This is a genomic window from Agathobaculum desmolans ATCC 43058, assembly GCF_000701665.1.
GTDB classification, from domain to species: domain Bacteria; phylum Bacillota; class Clostridia; order Oscillospirales; family Butyricicoccaceae; genus Agathobaculum; species Agathobaculum desmolans.
The window spans coordinates 1-17970 of sequence record NZ_JNJN01000054.1 but is presented as its reverse complement, the minus strand read 5'-3'; the positions used below and the strand labels follow the sequence as shown (position 1 = coordinate 17970).

Here is a 17970-nt window from a genome sequence, read left to right as displayed (position 1 = left end):
TTCAACATCATGACAGTACATCTACAGCGTGCCCCGGCAGACGAGCCTGTGTTCCTGTTCTTGGACAAGAAGCGTGCCGAGGGTAAGCCGTACTACGTTTACATGACGGCTGGTGCCAACAAGTTCCTGCGCCGTTACTACGGCAAGGTGATGACCTACTTCTCTACTCTGGATGGTCTGCCGCTTGTAGATATGGATTCCACCGGCCTGCAGCACGCGGACTAATCAACTGTAATTGACTCTTTCCGGTCGGCGTGTTTGCGGCGGCCTTTTTGTGTTGCACTTGTTTTCTACCTGCCGCCTACAAAGTTTTCTTTCGTCAAGTCCTGTTCGGGGCTTGACTTCTTATTTGCAGGCTTAAAGGGATAAGAATAAATATAGTATAGTACCCACCGGGGGATGTTTCAAGACAACATCCACAAAAATGTAGGATGACAGATAAAAAACCTGTGAAAACAGGGCGCGCTGTGGTATACTGAAACAGATTGAATAGAATAGATAAAGGAGCGTTTTATTCCTTATGATCAACATTTCCGAACTGAGTTTGAACTTCAGCGGCGAGCCGCTGTTTAAGGACGTCAACCTGAAATTTACCGAGGGCAACTGCTACGGCGTGATCGGCGCCAACGGCGCGGGCAAGTCCACGTTCCTGCGTATCCTGTCGGGTGATCTGGACGCCTCGACCGGTACGGTCTCCATCAAGCCGAATACCCGCATGAGCGTGCTCAAGCAGGATCATTTTGCGTTTAACGAGGAAACCGTGCTGAACACCGTGCTGGGCGGCAATCCGCGCCTGCTGGAGGTCATGCACGAAAAGGATGCGCTGTACACTAAGGAGGACTTTACCGAGGAAGACGGCAACCGTGCCGCCGAGCTGGAGGCAGAGTTTGCCGAGATGGGCGGCTGGGACGCCGAAACCGAGGCAAGTCAGCTGCTCAACGGTCTGGGATTGGACGCGGACGCCATTTTGTATACCGAGATGAAAAACCTCGGTGACGTGGAAAAGGTCAAGGTGCTGCTTGCCCGCGCGCTGTTCGGCAAGCCGGATATTCTGCTGCTCGACGAGCCGACCAACCATCTGGACATTCAGGCGGTGCGCTGGCTGGAGGATTTTCTGGCGGATTTCGAAGGCACCGTGCTTGTGGTATCGCATGACCGTCACTTCCTGAACAATGTATGTACGCATATCGTGGATATCGACTTCGGCAAGATCAAGCTCTACGTCGGCAACTATGAGTTCTGGTATGAATCCTCTCAGTTGGTGCAGCGTATGATCAAGGATCAGAACCGCAAAAACGAAGAGAAAATCAAGGAGCTGCAAAACTTCATCCAGCGCTTTGCGGCGAACAAGTCCAAGTCCCGTCAGGCAACCAGCCGCCGCAAGCTGATCGATAAGCTGACGGTGGAGGAAATGCCGGCGTCCTCCCGCCGGTATCCGTGGGTTGCATTCCAGCAGGATCGGGAAGCCGGTAAGGATATTCTGGAAGTGCGCGGCATTTCCAAGACAATCGACGGAGAAAAGGTGCTGGACAATGTTTCCTTCATCGTGCGCCGCGGCGATAAGATCGCTTTCATTTCGGATAATGAGCTGGCGATGACTACGCTGTTCCAGATCCTGATGGGGGAGATCAAGCCGGACGAGGGCAGCTTTAAGTGGGGCGTTACCACCTCGCAGAGCTATTTTCCCAAGGATAATAACGAGTTTTTTGAAGGACATAAGGAGAACATGCTCGACTGGATCGCGCCGTATTCGCAGACGGATACGCTGGAAAGCACGCTGCGCGGTTTCCTCGGCCGCATGCTGTTTTCGGGCGATGACGTATACAAGCCGGTGCGTGTGCTTTCGGGCGGCGAAAAGGTGCGCCTGATGCTGGCACGCATGATGCTGTTCGGCTCGAATGTGCTGGTGATCGATCAGCCGACCAACCATCTCGATCTGGAATCCATCACGGCGGTCAACAACGGCGTGCGCGATTTTAAGGGCACGGTGCTGTTTGCATCGCATGACCATGAGTTCGTGCAGACGATCGCGACCCGCATTATTGAAATCCGCGGAACCGGCGTGCTGGATAAGGAATGCACGTACGACGAATTCCTTGAATTCCGCGAAACCTATCAGGGCTGATGCCGGAACGGGTGCGGCGCGGGCTGTGGGGGCTGCTGATACTGACCTTGCTGGCCGCAGGCGCGTACCTGTCCGCATCGGTTGCGGGATGGGGGTGTGCTGTGCGGAAGGTGACCGGTGTGCCTTGCCCGGGCTGCGGCCTGTCACGTGCGTTGGCAGCGCTGCTGCGGCTGGATTTTCGTGCGGCACTGGCATATCATCCGATGATTTACGTGCTGCCGCCGGTGATGCTGTATGTTTTGTTTGGGAAAAAACCGCTGCTTGGAACCAAAACACGCGAGCGGGTGCTGCTTTGGGGAACCATGGCGGTTTGGACAGGGATATGGCTCGTGCGCTTGGCGGTGCATGATCCACTGATCTGGGCAAAATAAAAAAACAGCGCACGGCAGGATGACTGGCGTGCGCTGTTTGTATTCCGGATGATTAAGAGCGGCGGCGTACTGCGATTCGGCTGATCAGTGCGGCGAGCATACCGAGCAGCAGATAGATGCCGGCATAAAGCACAAAGGCGCTGTCCCATCCAAACAGGAGGCAGGCGGTGCAGCAGAACACACCTGCGGACAAAAACGGCAGGAACCACAACGTGGGCGTCTGCTTGCCGGCCAGAATACCAATCAGGATGCTGCTGATGGGATTGATGCAGTAAAATAAAAGCAGCATTGCCATCATGCCTGCATCCGGCGGAATAAAGTGCACTGCGGCGAGCGGCAGCAGTATAAACGAGGTCAGCATTAAGGTGAGCGGAATACCGCAGCGGGAGAATATGCGCATACAGGCGCCTCCTTTCCTGATGTGGAAGTATATTATACTATATATAATATAGTATAGCAGGCGTCCTGCGGATAGTCAAGCCCGATGCACCTTTTTGACAGATACCGCAGCTTGCGGCCGACAATATCTTGCCTGTATATCGGCGTTTGTGGTATACTATTATTTAATAGGTATGAAACAAGGAGGAAAACAGGAGTTATGATCATCACCTGCCCGCACTGTCAGGCCGAGACCGACCATCGAGTGCTCGACCATATCAATATCGACCGAAATCCCGAGCTGCGCGCCAAGGTGCAGGATCTGTCCTGCTTTCGTGTCAAGTGTCCGAACTGCGGAGAGACAGCCCTTGTCCTCCATCCCTGTTTGTATCACGATATGTCGGGCCAGTTTATGGTTTGGCTCTGGCCGGAGGAAGGGGAAGCACCCAAGGCGGAATTTGATCCGCTGGCAGGGTATACGCTGCGCATCGTGGACAGCATGAACGCCTTCCGTGAAAAGATCAATTTGCTGGAGCGCGGATTGGATGACCGCGCGGTCGAAATCATGAAGCTGCTGCTGTTTGCGCAGCTTAACCGAGATCTGGATGTCGTGGAGCTGCTATTTCACGCGCTGGATGAAAAAACCGGTGATTTTCGATTTGTCGCTGTTTTGTCGGATGGGGCGGAACAATATGCCGCCATGCCGGGAACGGTTTACCAGCGCCTGCGTGAGGATGTGGAGACCTACCTGTACACGCCCGGCGGCGACTTTGCCCGCATTGATATGGCTTGGGCAAATCAGGCGCTTGAATTGCTGCACGAGCTGGGGTGATGCAAAAAAACGCACCCGAATGGCATTCGGATGCGTTTTGTGCGCTTGTTCCTATGTGCTTAGCCGAAAAATAGCTGCACCAGCGTGCCGCCGATGACAGCGACGGACAGCGTGGCTGCGATAACCGGAAGAGAGCGGCGGCGGGCTTCTTTTTCCTGAAACAGGATGATATAACCGAAACCGGCTCCGGTGGACAATCCGGCGATCATGGCCCCAAAGCTGATGGTACCGCTTAAAAACAGTTCGGAGAACAGTACGCTCATGGCGCAGCTTGGGATCAGACCGAGGATTGCGCACAGCAGAGGCTGAAAAATACTGTTGGACAGCAGCAGGGAGGCAAGTACCTCTTCGCCGATCAGATGCACCACCAGATTGAGCACGAACATGACTGCAAACAGGAAGAATGCGGTGCGCAGGGTGTGTGAGATCACACTCCCAACAGGAGAACCGGCGCTGCAGTCGCAGGCGCCCATTTCGATTTCGAGCTTTTCTTCCGTGGCGGGCTGGTGACGGCGGAATACGGTGCAGCGCAGCAGATAGCCGCCGATTACCGCAATGCCGAACTTGAACAGCAGCATTTGGACGACCTGTCCGGCACTGGCACCGCCTGCCAGCATAACGGGAACAGCTTCGTCCGATGTGGCAAGGAAAACAGCAACCAGCGTAGCGGGCGCCAGATAGCCGGCGGAAAACAGGGCAGCCGCAGCGGCGGAAAAACCGCACTGCGGAATCGTACCGGCGAGTGCGCCGACCATCGGGCCGAACTGTGCCGCACGGGAAAGCAGTTCGGGGGTATTGGTCAGCTTGTTTTCGATATAATAAAGCAGGGCGTATACGAGCAGAAGGAGCGGTACGGTTTTCAGCACGTCAAAAAAGGCTTCCGGCAGTACGTGGGATAAAATATGGAGCAAACAATTCACCTCATCCAAAACAACGGTTAAAAATGACTATTTATCAGTATACCATACCACAACGGATCCGGGCAAGCGGGATTTGACGGATCAAGCGAATTTGAAAAGGAAACGAACACAAACTATGAAATTCAATGATTTGAAGCTGCATAAACAAATTTTGAAAGCGCTGCGCGAAGCGGGCTATGAGCAACCCACGCCGATCCAGCAGCAGGCGATCCCGCCGGTGCTCGAGGGGCGTGACCTGTTGGGCTGTGCGCAGACCGGCACGGGCAAGACCTGTGCGTTTTCCGTGCCGATCATTCAGCGGCTGTGTGAAGAAGATGGGAAGCCCGGTCAGATCCGTGCGCTGATCCTGACACCCACGCGTGAATTGGCACTGCAGATCTATGAAAATATCTGCCAGTATGCCCGTTACACATCGTGCACGGCGGCAGTGATTTTCGGCGGCGTATCACAGGTGCCGCAGGTGGAAGCGATCCAGCGCGGGGCGGATATCCTGATTGCGACCCCCGGCCGTTTGTGGGATCTGATGGGGCAGAAGATCGTCAAGCTGGATAAGGTAACGTGCTTTGTGCTGGATGAAGCCGACCGGATGCTGGATATGGGCTTTTTTCCGGATGTGAAGCGGATCATCAAGTTTTTGCCGGCCAAGCGGCAGACGCTGCTGTTTTCCGCTACGATTCCGGACGAAATCGCTTCACTGGCGGACAGCCTGCTGAAGAAGCCGGTTCGCATTTCGATCACACCGTCGGCAAAGCCGGTGGAAAGGATCGAACAAAAGGTATTTTTCGTTGAAAAAGCAGAAAAACGGGAACTGTTGGCAGATCTGATCCGTCAAAGCAATGTGCACCAGACATTGGTGTTTACGCGCACCAAGCATGGGGCGGATCGTGTTGCGCGTGATTTGAACCGGGCGGGGATCAAAGCCAAGTCCATCCACGGGGACAAATCGCAGAACCAGCGGCAGCGTGCGCTGGCTGAGTTTAAGGAATGTAAAATCGCGGTGCTGGTCGCAACGGATATTGCAGCGCGCGGCATTGATATCAACGAGCTGCCGCTGGTGATCAATTTTGATTTGCCCAATATCCCTGAGACATATGTCCATCGTATCGGGAGAACCGGACGTGCGGGGCAGGAGGGTACTGCTGTCTCGTTCTGCGACCGGTTGGAGCGTCCCTATCTGGCGGATATTGAAAAGCTGACCGGCAGACGGATTCCGGTGGCGGGCGAGATCCCGCACGCGGAAAAAGCCGGTGAGGGTGCAAAGCATGACAGCGGTCAGCGTAAAACGACCAATACACGTACCCGCCGCAAGCCGGTATCGGAGAATGCATCGGCGGAAGAGGTGGCGGCGGATGCCGCACGTGAAAAAGCGGCAAAGCAGAAGGCGCGTAAAGCGGCTGCGGCAGCCAAGCGTCCCGTGCGGAAGGAGAAAACGGCACAGGTGCAGGAAGAGCAGCGCGCCAAGGCGGCTGTGTCCCGTCCGCACCGCAGCAGCACTGGACGCAGCAGGGGCCGCCGGAACGATCCTTACGCACGATTCGAAAAGAACGAGCCGCGTGTGGATGCGCATACGCCTTCTCGGGCTTATGCGCTGAGTGAGGAGGCTGCTGCGCGAATCCGCCAGAAGGTGGATGCCGCGCTGGCTGCCCGGGCGGCTGGGACGGCTGTGGCTTCGGCTGACCAGAAAGAGACAAAGACGCCGGTAGTTCGCCGCCGTCGTTCGCGGCGCAAATAAACAGACAGATAATGAGCAACAGGAAAGGGAGAACAGAACATGAACGGCGCACGCCACCGCTTTGCCCTCGGGCTGACCTGTTTTTTTATGATATGCATGACTGTGGTATATCCCTTTCTGCTGTATACCCCCAATGCCTTTGTCAGCCGCTGGCGGGAATGGTATATTGAAACGGCAATGGGAACGATGACGCACCAGTGGCTGGCCACATGGTTTATCCCGCATTCGATTATTGAGGATGTGATGACCAAGCGCTATCTGCTCAACCAGAAGCAGGATGGCGCACAAAGCCACTGGGGCGGGATCGGCGGCGGCGATGCACAGGCCGCGACCCCGCAGGAACGGTTTTATCAGACGTTCTCTGAGCTGGATCGGGAACAGTTTGAGGCGTTTCTACGGGAAAATCCCTCCTACATAGAAAACGGTTATGAGCACATTGATATCGATCTGATCAATGATCCGGAACGCAAGAATTACAATACGGGTATTACGACCAAACAGGGGGATACCGTGCTGGCTGTCAACGCAGAGCGCGGCATCCTGATTGCAGAGATCGTTGGCGAGGACTCGCTTGGGATGGAATACGCCGGAAAAGTCGCACTGGTTAAGCGGCCGGAGAATGTGATTGTCGGTACCTGTGCCGGTTTGTTTGAATATGGTTCTTATGTCAGCGAAATGGTTGCAGATTATAATGCTGTTTTAGGTATCAATGCTTCGGGTTTTGCAGACTATGAAGGAAACGGTACGGGCGGACTGCCGTATGGCTTTCTGAAAAGTGAAGGGGAGCAGTTGCAGAGTGCAGTTGGAAACGGGTGGAAGATTATCGGCTTTGATCAAGAGAATCACCTGCAGGTCGGCGCGTTCAGTGATACCTCAGGGCTGCGGGATGCGGTAGAGTTCCATCCGGCGCTGATCATTGACGGGGAAAATCTGGTGGCCGGTACCGGCCTGAATGAGCAGCAGCCGCGCACTGCTATCGGACAGGCTGAGGACGGTACGGTTATTATGCTGGTTGTGGACGGACGTCAGTTCCATTCGTTCGGTATTTCGATCGAGCGCTGTGCCGGGATCATGGAGAAGTACGGCGCGTATCAGGCATCCATGCTGGATGGCGGCTCATCATCCGTGATGGTGTATGATGGACGTGAGATCACCAGTCCGACGACGCTTTCCCAAAATCAGGAAGGGCGCCCGCTGCCCAATGCTTTTTTGGTAAAATAAATTTCCGAAAAACCGAAAAAGAGCTTGTTTTTTTACAAAGCACGTAGTATAATAATTAAGCGCCTGTATGATAGGCGCAATTTGGAGAAGTATCGAAGTGGTCATAACGAGCTCGACTCGAAATCGAGTTGACGGTAAAACGTCACGTGGGTTCGAATCCCACCTTCTCCGCCAAAAAGAACCGCAAGTTTGATACCATGCGTATCAAACTTGCGGTTCTTTTTTTGATCAAAAGCCCTGACTTCAAGGCCTTTTTTAATTCTGTGGATACCTTCTGCAGCCCGGTAGCAAAATAGTATTCAGCCATTTCTGTTCTTAATAGGAGATTCCTGCAATATGAGAAAATCTGGCATTTGAACAGAAGAAGAACATTCTGTACAATGGTAAATGTGCAGGATCAAGCGCCCAAATTGAATCAACCATCGAAAGGATCGGATGAAATTCAGGTTTTCTGTAAACAGAAGAAATCCGAACCCATCTCCAACTTGGAAGATTAAGTTCGGATTTTCATCTTTTGGTCCGAGTGACAGGACTTGAACCTGCGGCCTCTTGACCCCCAGTCAAGCACGCTACCAACTGCGCTACACCCGGATGAATACAGAGCCTTAACCCTGCCAAAATAGGATACCAAATATCATCGGAAATGTCAAGTGAATTTTACGGGCTTGATAACATTTTTCTGCTGCTATATGAGGAATATAGCGCAGACGGCACAAGTGGGTGGTGCTGCATATAAAACATGGTGCTTCAGCGCGCTCTCACAACAGGAAAGCTTGTATGGAGTTTATCTGGTTTTGTACAATGGCATTAGAAAAATGCCTGCGTGCAGAAAGGAAGAAATGATAAGTGGGAATCAGCTATGGTTATATTCGCGTTTCCAGCGTGGATCAGAATGAGGATCGGCAGCGCATTGCAATGCGCAGTAAAGGGGTTCCGGAGCGATGCATTTACATGGATAAACAATCCGGAAAAGATTTTGAGCGGCCGAATTACAAGCGTATGGTTAAGAAATTTCGGCGGGGCGATCTGTTGTATGTGATGAGCATTGACCGCTTGGGACGAAGTTATAAGGAGATTCAGCGGCAGTGGCAAATTTTGACTAAAGGGATCGGGATTGATATTTGCGTACTGGATATGCCGCTGCTGGATACGCGGCAGGGAAAAGATTTAATGGGTACCTTTATTGCGGATATTGTACTGCAGATATTGTCTTTTGTTGCAGAAAATGAACGCGCGAATATTCGCAGACGGCAGGCGGAAGGGATTGCTGCAGCAAAAGCGCGCGGTGTGCGGTTTGGACGGCCGCCGCGTGCCCTGCCGGATAATTTCGGAGAGATGCATCAGGCATGGCGGGCAAAAAAAATAACACTGGAGCAGGCGGCGCGTGCCTGCGGTTTGCCTGCCGGTACATTTTATGCAAAGTCGGTCAAATTTGAAAGGGAAGAAGAACAGGATAACATGTTGGGCGGTGTATGGTGAAAATATCCAAATCAAATCGGGAAAACCGGAATGTATTATTGAAAAATCACAAAAGCATATCGACGGATGTTGCGTTCTGTGATATACTAACAAGGTAGAGCGCAGAAGAAAAAATCCCCTGCGCTCGGATTGCAACAAGGGAGGACGAAAGAAAATGAGTTGTTGGTTGGAAACCAAGAGCTGGCCGGAAGCGGAGGAAGCCATTGCACAAAGCGGCGGCGTGGCAATTATACCGGTTGGCAGCGTGGAGCAGCACAGTTTACATCTGCCGGTGGGTACGGATACTTATGTGGCCATCACATTGGCAGAGGATGCGGCAAATCAGACTGGCGCGGTTGTTACACCGCCGGTGTGGTTTGGATGGAGTCCCCATCACATGGTGCGTCCGGGAACCATTACCATTCGGCCGGAGGTATTGGCGGATCTGACATATGATATTATCGCTTCGCTGGCGCAGCATGGATTGAAAAAAGTGATCCTGCTGAATGGACACCGCATTGTTAATGTTGTATGGATGCAGATTTGTGCGGAGCGTGCGCAGCGTGAGTTAGGGGTAACGATTAAGATATACGATCCTGCATATATGTCCAAGGATATTGTTGGGGAACTGGGATTCGGTCCGGTAGGGCATGCGGAAGAAGTGGAGACTTCGCACATGATGTACCGTTATCCGGATCTGGTGCATTTGGAAAAGGCGAAGGATAACCCGATCCGACAGACGCCGCTGTATTCGGTGGATCCCTGCTTTACACACGATACGCTTTGCTATGTGCCCAGCAGCTATGAACATGCCAAAAAGAATGCGGAAATTGCGGGCGGCTGCACAGGCGAGCCTTCCAAGTCGGATCCGGAAAAGGGACGGATTTATCACGAGCATCTGGTGAATAATCTGGTCAGTGTGATTCGCAGCCTGCAGGAAAAATAATTTTGAAAAATGGGGGAGAAGGAATGAAAAAGAGTAAGGGAAGGTTTTGGTTTTACCTGATCCTTTTGATCGGGGTTCTCATGGTGAATCCGCCGGTTGTTTACATGGTCAATGAATACTGCGTGGCGCATCCGATGCTGTTTGGCTGGCCGACCATGTTTTTGTGGCTGGAATTCTGGTACATTGTGATGGTCGCCGATTTTCTGATCGCGGCGTTCACGCTCAAGGAATGGGACTGCCATCAGGACGAAAAAGAGATCGTTCCGGTTGAGCGCAAGCCGTTGTGAAAGGGGAAAGGTGAGAGATGACTGTCGGTATTGTAATCCTGATTTGTTATATGATCGTTCTGCTGGGCATTGCGGTATATGCCTCGCACCGCGACCAAAAGAATATTAAAGATTTTGCAACAGGCGGCGGACTGGGTATTTTTGTCCTGACGCTGACCTTCAGTGCAACCTATCACAGCGCGTATGCTTTTATGGGGGCAGGCGGTTTTGTTTATTCCAACGGCATTGGCTGGTGGGTAAACGGCTTGTGGACGGTGCTGCCCGGCGTACTGTTTTGGGTGTGGGGCCGCCGGCTGTGGTTCATGGGAAAGAAATACGGTTATATGTCGGTGGCGGATTATGCGGCGGATGTGTACCAGTCCAACACAGTGGGCATATTGGTCACGGCGATCACGATGGTGTTTACCGTGCCGTATGTTGCCATGCAGGCGATTGGATGCAGCTATATTTTCACGGCTATTTCGGGCGGAAAATTGAGTTATACCGTGGGCGCGGTACTGTTTTTTGTCATTATGATCATCCTTGTCTGGCTGGGCGGCATGAAAGGCGTTGCCATCACGGATGCGGCGCAGGGTGTATTTATGTTTATTGGCCTGCTCGGCGGATCGCTTTGGGTCATCCGGGCGAATTTCCCTTCGGTCGCGGTAGCGTTTGAGGCGGCGTTTGCCAACTGCCCGGAGCTGTTCACGATGCCCGGTCCGAATGGTGTGGTAACGCCGCAGGACTGGCTCAGCCGCTGGCTGGTCATCACATTCGGTATGATGATGTTCCCGCAGGTATCGCTGCGCTTTTTTGCGGGTAAAAGCCTGCGTGTTATGAAATGGTCGGCTGTATTCTCTTCTATTTACCTGACCTTTATCTATGTGCTGACACCCTGTGTCGGCTTTATCGGCCGGCTGCTGATGCCGGATCTGGCTGCGGCTGACACGGTATTCCCGGAGATGCTGCTGCGGTATACCCCGACGGTTTTTGCAGCACTGGTGATTGCGGGTGCGCTGGCTGCGGCAATGTCTACGGGTGACTCTCAGCTGCATGCGGCTTCGGCAATGATTTCAACGGATATCTATAAGAAGTATATCAACAAAAATGCGGATGAGAAAAGCATGTATAACGTGGCGCGCGCGGGCGTGCTGGTGGTCGGCTTGGTTTCAGTCGTTGTTGCATTGCTTCGTCCGGGTATGCTGGCAGATCTGCTGAATTTGGCAAACAGCGGTGTGGGCGTGCTGGTGCCGACGATCATCGGCGGCATGTACTGGAAGCGTGCAACCAAGCAGGGAGCGATCGTTTCCACTGTGATCGGTGAGACGATGATGGTATTGATGACGTTTGTGTTCAAGGTATCGCCGCTTGGTTTTTCGGCGGGTCTGTGGTCGATGGCAACCGCGCTGGTGGTTTATGTTGCAGTTTGTCTGGCGACAAAGCCGCAGGAGCATGTTGGCGAAGTGGTTGATTCGATCAATACCTTTTTTGAGTTGAACTAAGGACATAGAAAATAAGCGGGAGGACTCAACAGAGCCCTCCCGCTTACTTGCAGTATCAGTTTTTCTGTTGTGCAACAAGCTGCACCCCGGGGGCGTAGGACAACCATTTCCCGCTGCGGAAGCGGAGTGTAAAGCAAAGGGAACGGCACAGCCAGTCGCCCACCATGGCAATCCAGATGCCGGTTGCGCCAAGGCCGAGCACAACGGCAAAAAGATATCCGCTGCCCAAGCGCAGGATCATCATGGAAGCAATCGAGCAAACCATGGGATAGCGGACATCGTTGGCAGCACGCAGCACGTTGGGCAGCGTAAAGGAAAGCGGCCAGATGACGATCGCACTGAGGTTGTGGATCAGGATCAGCACGAGCGCAAGGGACAGCGCTTCTGCAGACAGGCTGTAAATGCGCAGCACCAGCGGCGTGACGGCCACGGTCAGCAGACAGGCGGCCGCGAGGATCACATAAGTAATACGGAGCAGCTTGCGTGCCATGCGGCGAGCCTGCTCGGTATCGCCCGCGCCGATGCATTGACCGACGACCGTGATGATCGCCAGATTCATAGCCTGACCCGGGATACAGGCAACGGCATCCAGATTGTTGGCAACCGCGTTGGCAGCGATCTGTGTGGTGCCGAACAGGGCGATCATGCTGACGACCAGAATGCGCCCAAGCTGAAACAGGCTGTTTTCCAACCCGTTCGGTATGCCGATTTGCAAAATGCGGCGGATGAGTCCGATATCCGCCCGGAACGCCCCGCCGAGCCGCAGGGATACCCGATGGAACGGATGCAGCAGCAAAACCGTGATGACGACCGCGGCTGCCGTGCGGGACAACAGCGAAGATAACGCCGCACCGGCGACTCCCCAGCGTAGCCCGTAAATCAGCAATGCATTGCCGGCGATGTTGAGCACATTGACCAACCCTGCGATCAGCATGGAGCTGCGGGAGTTACCCTGTGCACGGAACAGGGCGGCCCCGGCATTGTAAATGGCAAGAACCGGGTACGAGAAAGCGCTGATGGTAAGATAGGTGCGTGCGCTTTCCATGACGGAAGGTTCGATCGATCCGAAAAACAGCCGCAAAAGCGGCGTGCGCAGCAGCAGAATAAAAACGGCAAATACCGCAGAGATCACCGTGACCACCAAATAGAGCTGGCGGGCGGCATTACAGGCGCGGCGGCGTTCGCGGGCGCCTAAAAGCTGCGCCACGACAACGGCGCCGCCGGTGGCCAGCGCGGCAAAAATATTGATGATCAGCACATTGATCATATCGACCAGCGAAACACCGGATACGGCGGTTTCGCCGACGGAGGATACCATGACCGTATCGGCGAGACCAATGGTGATCGCCAGCACCTGTTCCAGCACCAGCGGCCAGATCAGTTTTTTCAGTGCTGCGTTCGGAAAAAGTTCCTGTTTCGTAGGGGATGCCTTCTTTCGGGAAAATCAGGGGAGGATAACGCGGTATGCCTGAATCAGACGATCCAGCGACCAGGCGGCGTTGGCGGGACTGGTAGAGGGAAGCTGGGTGATCGGTACGTGGAGCTGCGGCTCAATGAGCTTGCGGTACAGCTCTGCAGATTTGCCGCCCGTGGCAAAAATGCGCTCAATGCGGCTTTCCCGCAGCAGGCGGCCGATATCATTCGGCACCGCGTTTTTGATGCTGGTATCGGATGCGCCGGCAATATCACACCGGGCGATCGTATCCCACAGGGCGATGTGGCGGCGCAGGCACATCGCACGTTTTTCTGCAATGGTCTGCGGAAGCGGCTCATCCAATACAGCGGCAAGCACACGCCAGAAACGGTTCTGCGGATGTCCGTAGAAAAATCCGATCTCGCGCGATTTGGGACTGGGGATCGAGCCGAGCAGCAGCACGCGGGATTCGCTGTCATACAGCGGCGGGATCGTGTGGACAACGGTTTGCAGCTTCATGTTTCCTCCTCGATGACAGATAAAAACGGGCGGAATGCGCTGGGCAGTGCGTATGCCGTGCGCAGCGCGTCCGGCGTGACAAAGGTAAGCTCGTTCGGTGGGGCGGACAGCGTCACGTAGTATCCGGTCATGTGCCATTCCACATGGGTAAAAATGTGTTTGGCAGGCCGCAGGGAAAGCAATTCCGCACATTGCCAACCGCGCTCGGTAAAAACGCGGCGAATCTGCGCGGGGGACAGGGTTCCTTCGACAGAGGGGAGCTCCCACAATCCGGCGAGCAGACCGGTATCCGGACGGCGCGTCAGACCGACCATTCCCTGATAACGGAGCAGCAGAACCGTGCGGTGTTCGATGCGGCGCGCTTTTTTAGCAGCCCGTACAGGCAGGATCGCGGCATTTCCGTGGTGATAGCCGAGACAGAGATGCTGTATCGGGCAGCTTTCGCACAGCGGTGCGCCGTTCGGCAGGCAGACGGTTGCCCCAAGCTCCATCAGCGCCTGATTGAGATCCCCCGGACGATCTGCGGGCATAAGGGCGGCAAAGCGGGTGCGGACCGCGCGTTTGCAGGCAGGGTCTGTGATCGGGGTGAAGTCATTTTCCAGACGTGATGCAACACGGAGCACGTTGCCGTCCACGGCAGGTACGGGCAGCCCGAAGGCGATCGAAGCGATTGCACCTGCGGTATATTCGCCGATGCCCGGCAGGGCGAGCAAGGCGTCGTAAGAGGCCGGCAGCGCACCGTGATAGTGTTCGCAGACCTGTACAGCGGCGCGGTGCAGGTTGCGCACACGGCTGTAATAACCCAGCCCCTCCCACAGTTTCATGTAGAGTGGTTCTTCCGCTGCAGCAAGGGATTGGATATCAGGCAGGGCCTGCATCCAGCGGGTAAAGTACCCCCGCACCGCCTCTACACGGGTTTGCTGCAGCATGATTTCGCTGATCCAAACGTGATATGGGGTGGGGGATGTGCGCCATGGCAGCTCGCGGTGCCCTTCATCATACCACGTGAGCAGCGGTGGGATGATGGCAGAGGATACGCCGCTCAATGGCGCATATCGTCCAGCGTTTGGCCGGTATAAAACATGGTGAAGATAGCGTCTGCCACATGCTTGTGCTGCTCGTCATGCACTTCTACCATATATACGGCAGTTTTCTTGCCGCGTTTGCGTTCATAGGCCACTGCGGTCAATGTTTGTCCGGCAGGGCCGGGACGGTAGTAGTGGATGTTGCTGTCCAGCGTGACGGCAACCAGACCGTGCGCTGCCGCAGCCGAACCGGCGGCGATGTCGCAAAGCGAGAAGATCGTGCCGCCGTGTGCCATGCCAAGCGGGTTGAGCAGTTCATCGGTCACCTTAAGCTGTACGGTAGCGCCGCCGGATTCATCCAGTGTGATTACATTCATTTTCATGAACTGGTTCAGTCCGGTAGCTGCGATGCGCATTTTGAGTATTTCTTCAATCGTCATTTCCAATCTTCCTTTCGGCAGGCAGAGAACATATCTGCTGCGGAAACTCATATAAATCACATTATAATAGTCCGAAACAGTACAGTCAAGCGGCAAAGTGCACACGAACCAGCCAATGAAACTGGTCAAGATGGTGATTATTGCAAAAAAGCAGAAGCGACCCTATATATAGTTGCAATGCGGCAAAGATGCAACAAAATAGTGTAAATTGTGTGGCGAAACGCATCAAAGCGAGGGGAAAGATGAAAAGGCGGGCGTTTTCAATCTTTACATTGCGTATTACACGCTGTATAATGGATATAGTTTTATGACGGGGTAATAGAGATATGACCAGTGATTTTTCTCGCACACTTGCGCTGTTGCGAAAGGAAAAGAAAATAAGCCAGCGCACGGCAGCGGGGGATCTGGGTGTCTCGCAAGCCTTGTTGAGCCATTATGAAAACGGCCTGCGTGAACCGGGCCTGTCCTTTGTGGTGCGTGCAGCTGATTATTATGGGGTTTCCTGTGACTATCTGCTGGGACGATCTATGGCACGGGATGGCTCGGCGGTGCCGGCGGAGCGTATGGATGCACAGCCGAATGCAGAGCAGGCAAAATGCCAAGTTATACAGGCGGCCTCGCTGCTGCTTGAGTTGGCGGAGAAAACCGGCAGCTTACAGTTAACACGGGAGATTGAAAGTTATTTATCGCTTTTGATTTATAAGGTATACCGGTATCTGTATATGGCAGATCCGGCTGGCGTGGAAGCTGTATTCCGTTCCGGACGGGAACAGTTCGAATACCTGTGCGACGCCCGCTTGAAAGAGCATGAGCTTCGCATCCGCACTGCGGCGAAGGGTGAGGGGGGATTCGGCCTGCATCCGGAAACGGTGCGTCGTTTTCCGATGTCGCCAAATGAAATCGGGCATTTGTTCCCGGAGCAGGCACCTGCCTTTTTGACTGTTTTGCAGCAGGTATCGGATGCGATCAATGCTGCGGAGGAGCCGAGAAAAAATAAATAAAAAAATCAAGAAAAAATGTTGACAGAACCCCGAGAGCTGTGGTATTATAAATAAGTCGCTGAGAGACAACGAAAACCTGAGAAATGCTGGTGTAGCTCAGTTGGTAGAGCAGCTGATTTGTAATCAGCAGGTCGGGGGTTCGAGTCCGTCCACCAGCTCCACCTCTTAGAGTGGGCATTATAATTTCATATGGGAGGTTTCCCGAGTGGCCAAAGGGAACAGACTGTAAATCTGTCGTCTATGACTTCGGTGGTTCGAATCCACCACCTCCCACCAGTTACGAAAAGCACTCCAAGCGGAGTGCTTTTCTTCTTTTATGCATCTGAAAAAGTTTTATTTTTGTGTTTTTCGCTCTTTGGGAAATAGTCGCGGCGAATCGGGGCAAATAAGGGAAAGAAAAAGGGCCTTTTCGGCCCTCTTTTTAATAAGCCAGCTTTCCGGCAGCGCGGCGCTGATCCTCTACATTGACGTGCGTATAAATCTCAGTAACCCCTACAGACTGGTAGCCGAGGATAGATTGTACGGCACGCAGCTCTGCACCGCCACGGATCAGATAGGTGGCGTAGGTGTGTCGCAGCTTGTGCGGGGAGAGCTTGCGCACCGGCAGATCGGCAAAGAAGGTTTCATACTGCCGACGGAAGCTGCCCGGCGTCATGTATCCGCCGCGTACAGCCGGCACGACATAGATGCTCGTCTTTTGCGCCTGTTTGAGGTGTACAGCGAGTTCATCACCATAGGGGACATAACGCACCTTTCCGTTCTTCGTTCGTTCTATGGGCGCATATTCGCCCTTTGCCGCGCGTGTGACAACCCGGCGCACGGTGATGACCTGTTCCTTCTGGCTAATATCGCCCCAGCGCAGCCCCATCACTTCCTCAGAGCGCAGACCGGCAAAGAGCATCAGCGCGATCGCAGTGCCGAACGGCTTGTCCAGATTACGGAGGATGGTCTGGATCTCGTCCGGCGAAAACACCTGTATGGCATGCAGTGGCTCTTCGGCAGCAACGCTGATAGCTTCACATGGATTTTTGCGGCACAGCTCATTCTGCACGGCCGCTTTCATGATCTGGTTGACGGTAATATAAAAGTGATGCCTGGCACTCTTGCTCAGGTGGGATGTGGCAGCGAGCAGTTTTTCAATGTCGATGGGTTTGACCTGATCCAGTTGCTTTTTACCCAGCGCAGGCTTGATGTGCTTGTTCCAATACAGCTCGTAGTTTTGATAGGTACGGTAGGATACGGAGTCACGTTTGATTTCAAGCCATTCCTCGCCCTAGCCGGCTACGGTTTTCCGTTTGATGATTTGTTCGTCCTTGTGCATCAACCATTCATCGTGGGCGGCCTTTGCCAGCGTTTTGGTGCGGCGGCAGAACGATTTCTGCACACGGCTACCATCCGGCAAATCGACCCACACACGAAATTCCCAGCTGCCGTTAGACTTTTTTCGAAAACTTCCGTTCATAATAGAAAAACCCCTTTCTTACCGGAAAAAATTGAACTGCCCCAGATTGTGCGGACAGTACAAAAAAGAGCCCCTGGTAGGAAATATTGAGTTCTAAGTGGAGAGGCGTCGCGCCAGCGGCGCCTCTCCGGTTTTTAACTGGATGCGCTCATGGTTGTAAAAACAGATATAGCGGTCAATCATTTCGTTTGCTTCAGCAAAGGTAGCTGGTTTGTGTCGGTAAATACACTCTGTTTTGAGGATAGAGAAGAAATTTTCCGCCATGGCATTATCATAAGGATTTCCTTTCCTTGACATAGACGGTGTAATGCCGTATTGTTTAGTTAGCTGGAAATATGCTTGGGATGTGTATTGAAGG

Annotated in this window: 19 protein-coding genes, 4 tRNA genes and 2 pseudogenes; 14 read left to right on the top strand and 11 right to left on the bottom strand. The window is 53.7% G+C overall.

Annotated elements, in window-relative coordinates; all coding sequences use genetic code 11:
- The 3 genes and pseudogenes from T363_RS0112055 to T363_RS14710 form a co-directional block, all read left to right on the top strand.
- A pseudogene (locus T363_RS0112055) lies at nt 1–225 on the top strand (hypothetical protein); the annotation flags it as partial.
- Between the two features lie 295 nt (nt 226–520).
- Nucleotides 521–2125: an ABC-F family ATP-binding cassette domain-containing protein gene (locus tag T363_RS0112050; protein WP_031476182.1), complete on the top strand. Its 1605-nt coding sequence runs from the start codon at nt 521–523 to the stop codon at nt 2123–2125.
- Nucleotides 2125–2496, top strand: coding sequence for a DUF2752 domain-containing protein (locus tag T363_RS14710; protein ID WP_034972331.1), 372 nt, complete (start codon nt 2125–2127; stop codon nt 2494–2496). The genes T363_RS0112050 and T363_RS14710 overlap by 1 nt, the downstream gene beginning before the upstream one ends.
- A 52-nt stretch (nt 2497–2548) precedes the next feature.
- Here the strand turns inward: T363_RS14710 and T363_RS0112040 are convergent, their stop codons facing one another.
- On the bottom strand, nt 2549–2896 hold the full coding sequence (locus T363_RS0112040) for a hypothetical protein (protein WP_031476180.1): 348 nt from the start codon (nt 2894–2896) through the stop codon (nt 2549–2551).
- A 198-nt stretch (nt 2897–3094) separates the two neighbouring features.
- On the opposite strand from T363_RS0112040, the gene T363_RS15275 reads away from it, so the two are divergent.
- Nucleotides 3095–3706 carry a CpXC domain-containing protein gene (locus tag T363_RS15275; RefSeq protein ID WP_051643262.1) on the top strand — a complete coding sequence of 204 codons (612 nt, stop codon included), beginning with the start codon at nt 3095–3097 and terminating at the stop codon, nt 3704–3706.
- 59 nt (nt 3707–3765) lie between these two features.
- On the opposite strand, the gene T363_RS0112030 is transcribed toward T363_RS15275, so the two are convergent.
- Complete coding sequence (locus T363_RS0112030) at nt 3766–4617, bottom strand: putative manganese transporter (RefSeq protein WP_031476176.1); 852 nt, start codon at nt 4615–4617, stop codon at nt 3766–3768.
- A gap of 124 nt (nt 4618–4741) precedes the next feature.
- Between T363_RS0112030 and T363_RS14705 the strand changes: the two genes are divergently transcribed.
- The 3 genes from T363_RS14705 to T363_RS0112015 all read left to right on the top strand — a co-directional run bounded on the left by T363_RS14705 (nt 4742) and on the right by T363_RS0112015 (nt 7753).
- Entirely contained in the window at nt 4742–6358 is a 1617-nt protein-coding gene (locus T363_RS14705; protein ID WP_051643261.1) for a DEAD/DEAH box helicase, read from the top strand.
- 39 nt (nt 6359–6397) lie between these two features.
- Nucleotides 6398–7579 (top strand): phosphodiester glycosidase family protein, encoded by a 1182-nt coding sequence (locus tag T363_RS15270; protein ID WP_051643260.1) that lies wholly within the window; start codon nt 6398–6400, stop codon nt 7577–7579.
- Nucleotides 7580–7662: 83 nt separating this feature from the next.
- Nucleotides 7663–7753: transfer RNA gene (locus T363_RS0112015), tRNA-Ser, on the top strand.
- 341 nt (nt 7754–8094) lie between these two features.
- Here the strand turns inward: T363_RS0112015 and T363_RS0112005 are convergent.
- Nucleotides 8095–8170: transfer RNA gene (locus tag T363_RS0112005), tRNA-Pro, on the bottom strand.
- Between the two features lie 255 nt (nt 8171–8425).
- On the opposite strand from T363_RS0112005, the gene T363_RS0112000 reads away from it, so the two are divergent.
- The 4 genes from T363_RS0112000 to T363_RS0111985 all read left to right on the top strand — a co-directional run bounded on the left by T363_RS0112000 (nt 8426) and on the right by T363_RS0111985 (nt 11751).
- A complete protein-coding gene (locus T363_RS0112000) occupies nt 8426–9058 on the top strand; it encodes a recombinase family protein (RefSeq protein WP_031476170.1) in 633 nt (210 codons plus the stop codon).
- 154 nt (nt 9059–9212) lie between these two features.
- On the top strand, nt 9213–9983 hold the full coding sequence (locus T363_RS0111995) for a creatininase family protein (protein ID WP_031476168.1): 771 nt from the start codon (nt 9213–9215) through the stop codon (nt 9981–9983).
- Between the two features lie 23 nt (nt 9984–10006).
- Nucleotides 10007–10270, top strand: coding sequence for a hypothetical protein (locus T363_RS0111990; RefSeq protein ID WP_031476166.1), 264 nt, complete (start codon nt 10007–10009; stop codon nt 10268–10270).
- A gap of 17 nt (nt 10271–10287) precedes the next feature.
- Nucleotides 10288–11751: a sodium:solute symporter family protein gene (locus tag T363_RS0111985; RefSeq protein WP_051643259.1), complete on the top strand. Its 1464-nt coding sequence runs from the start codon at nt 10288–10290 to the stop codon at nt 11749–11751.
- A 55-nt stretch (nt 11752–11806) separates the two neighbouring features.
- Here T363_RS0111985 and T363_RS0111980 read toward each other — a convergent pair whose 3' ends face one another.
- The 4 genes from T363_RS0111980 to T363_RS0111965 all read right to left on the bottom strand — a co-directional run bounded on the left by T363_RS0111980 (nt 11807) and on the right by T363_RS0111965 (nt 15149).
- Nucleotides 11807–13120 (bottom strand): MATE family efflux transporter, encoded by a 1314-nt coding sequence (locus T363_RS0111980; protein ID WP_456263906.1) that lies wholly within the window; start codon nt 13118–13120, stop codon nt 11807–11809.
- Nucleotides 13121–13195: 75 nt separating this feature from the next.
- A complete protein-coding gene (locus T363_RS0111975) occupies nt 13196–13684 on the bottom strand; it encodes a DNA-deoxyinosine glycosylase (RefSeq protein WP_031476160.1) in 489 nt (162 codons plus the stop codon).
- Entirely contained in the window at nt 13681–14730 is a 1050-nt protein-coding gene (locus T363_RS0111970; RefSeq protein ID WP_031476158.1) for an A/G-specific adenine glycosylase, read from the bottom strand. The genes T363_RS0111975 and T363_RS0111970 overlap by 4 nt, the downstream gene beginning before the upstream one ends.
- Nucleotides 14727–15149, bottom strand: coding sequence for a PaaI family thioesterase (locus T363_RS0111965; RefSeq protein WP_051643257.1), 423 nt, complete (start codon nt 15147–15149; stop codon nt 14727–14729). The genes T363_RS0111970 and T363_RS0111965 overlap by 4 nt, the downstream gene beginning before the upstream one ends.
- A gap of 326 nt (nt 15150–15475) precedes the next feature.
- On the opposite strand from T363_RS0111965, the gene T363_RS15265 reads away from it, so the two are divergent.
- From T363_RS15265 to T363_RS0111950, 3 genes are all read left to right on the top strand, one after another.
- Nucleotides 15476–16150: a helix-turn-helix domain-containing protein gene (locus T363_RS15265; protein ID WP_051643256.1), complete on the top strand. Its 675-nt coding sequence runs from the start codon at nt 15476–15478 to the stop codon at nt 16148–16150.
- An 85-nt stretch (nt 16151–16235) separates the two neighbouring features.
- A tRNA-Thr gene (locus T363_RS0111955) sits at nt 16236–16311 on the top strand.
- A gap of 30 nt (nt 16312–16341) precedes the next feature.
- Nucleotides 16342–16426 (top strand) — tRNA-Tyr (locus T363_RS0111950).
- 145 nt (nt 16427–16571) lie between these two features.
- Here the strand turns inward: T363_RS0111950 and T363_RS0111945 are convergent.
- From T363_RS0111945 to T363_RS0111935, 4 genes and pseudogenes are all read right to left on the bottom strand, one after another.
- Nucleotides 16572–17162: a tyrosine-type recombinase/integrase gene (locus T363_RS0111945; protein ID WP_407919082.1), complete on the bottom strand. Its 591-nt coding sequence runs from the start codon at nt 17160–17162 to the stop codon at nt 16572–16574.
- Nucleotides 17163–17168: 6 nt separating this feature from the next.
- A pseudogene (locus tag T363_RS16840) lies at nt 17169–17408 on the bottom strand (tyrosine-type recombinase/integrase); the annotation flags it as partial.
- Nucleotides 17409–17423: 15 nt separating this feature from the next.
- Nucleotides 17424–17612, bottom strand: a complete 189-nt coding sequence (locus tag T363_RS0111940) for a hypothetical protein (protein WP_031476150.1) — start codon at nt 17610–17612, stop codon at nt 17424–17426.
- 93 nt (nt 17613–17705) lie between these two features.
- Nucleotides 17706–17970, bottom strand: a 265-nt coding sequence (locus T363_RS0111935) for an integrase core domain-containing protein (RefSeq protein WP_031476148.1), incomplete at its 5' end; no start/stop codon positions are given.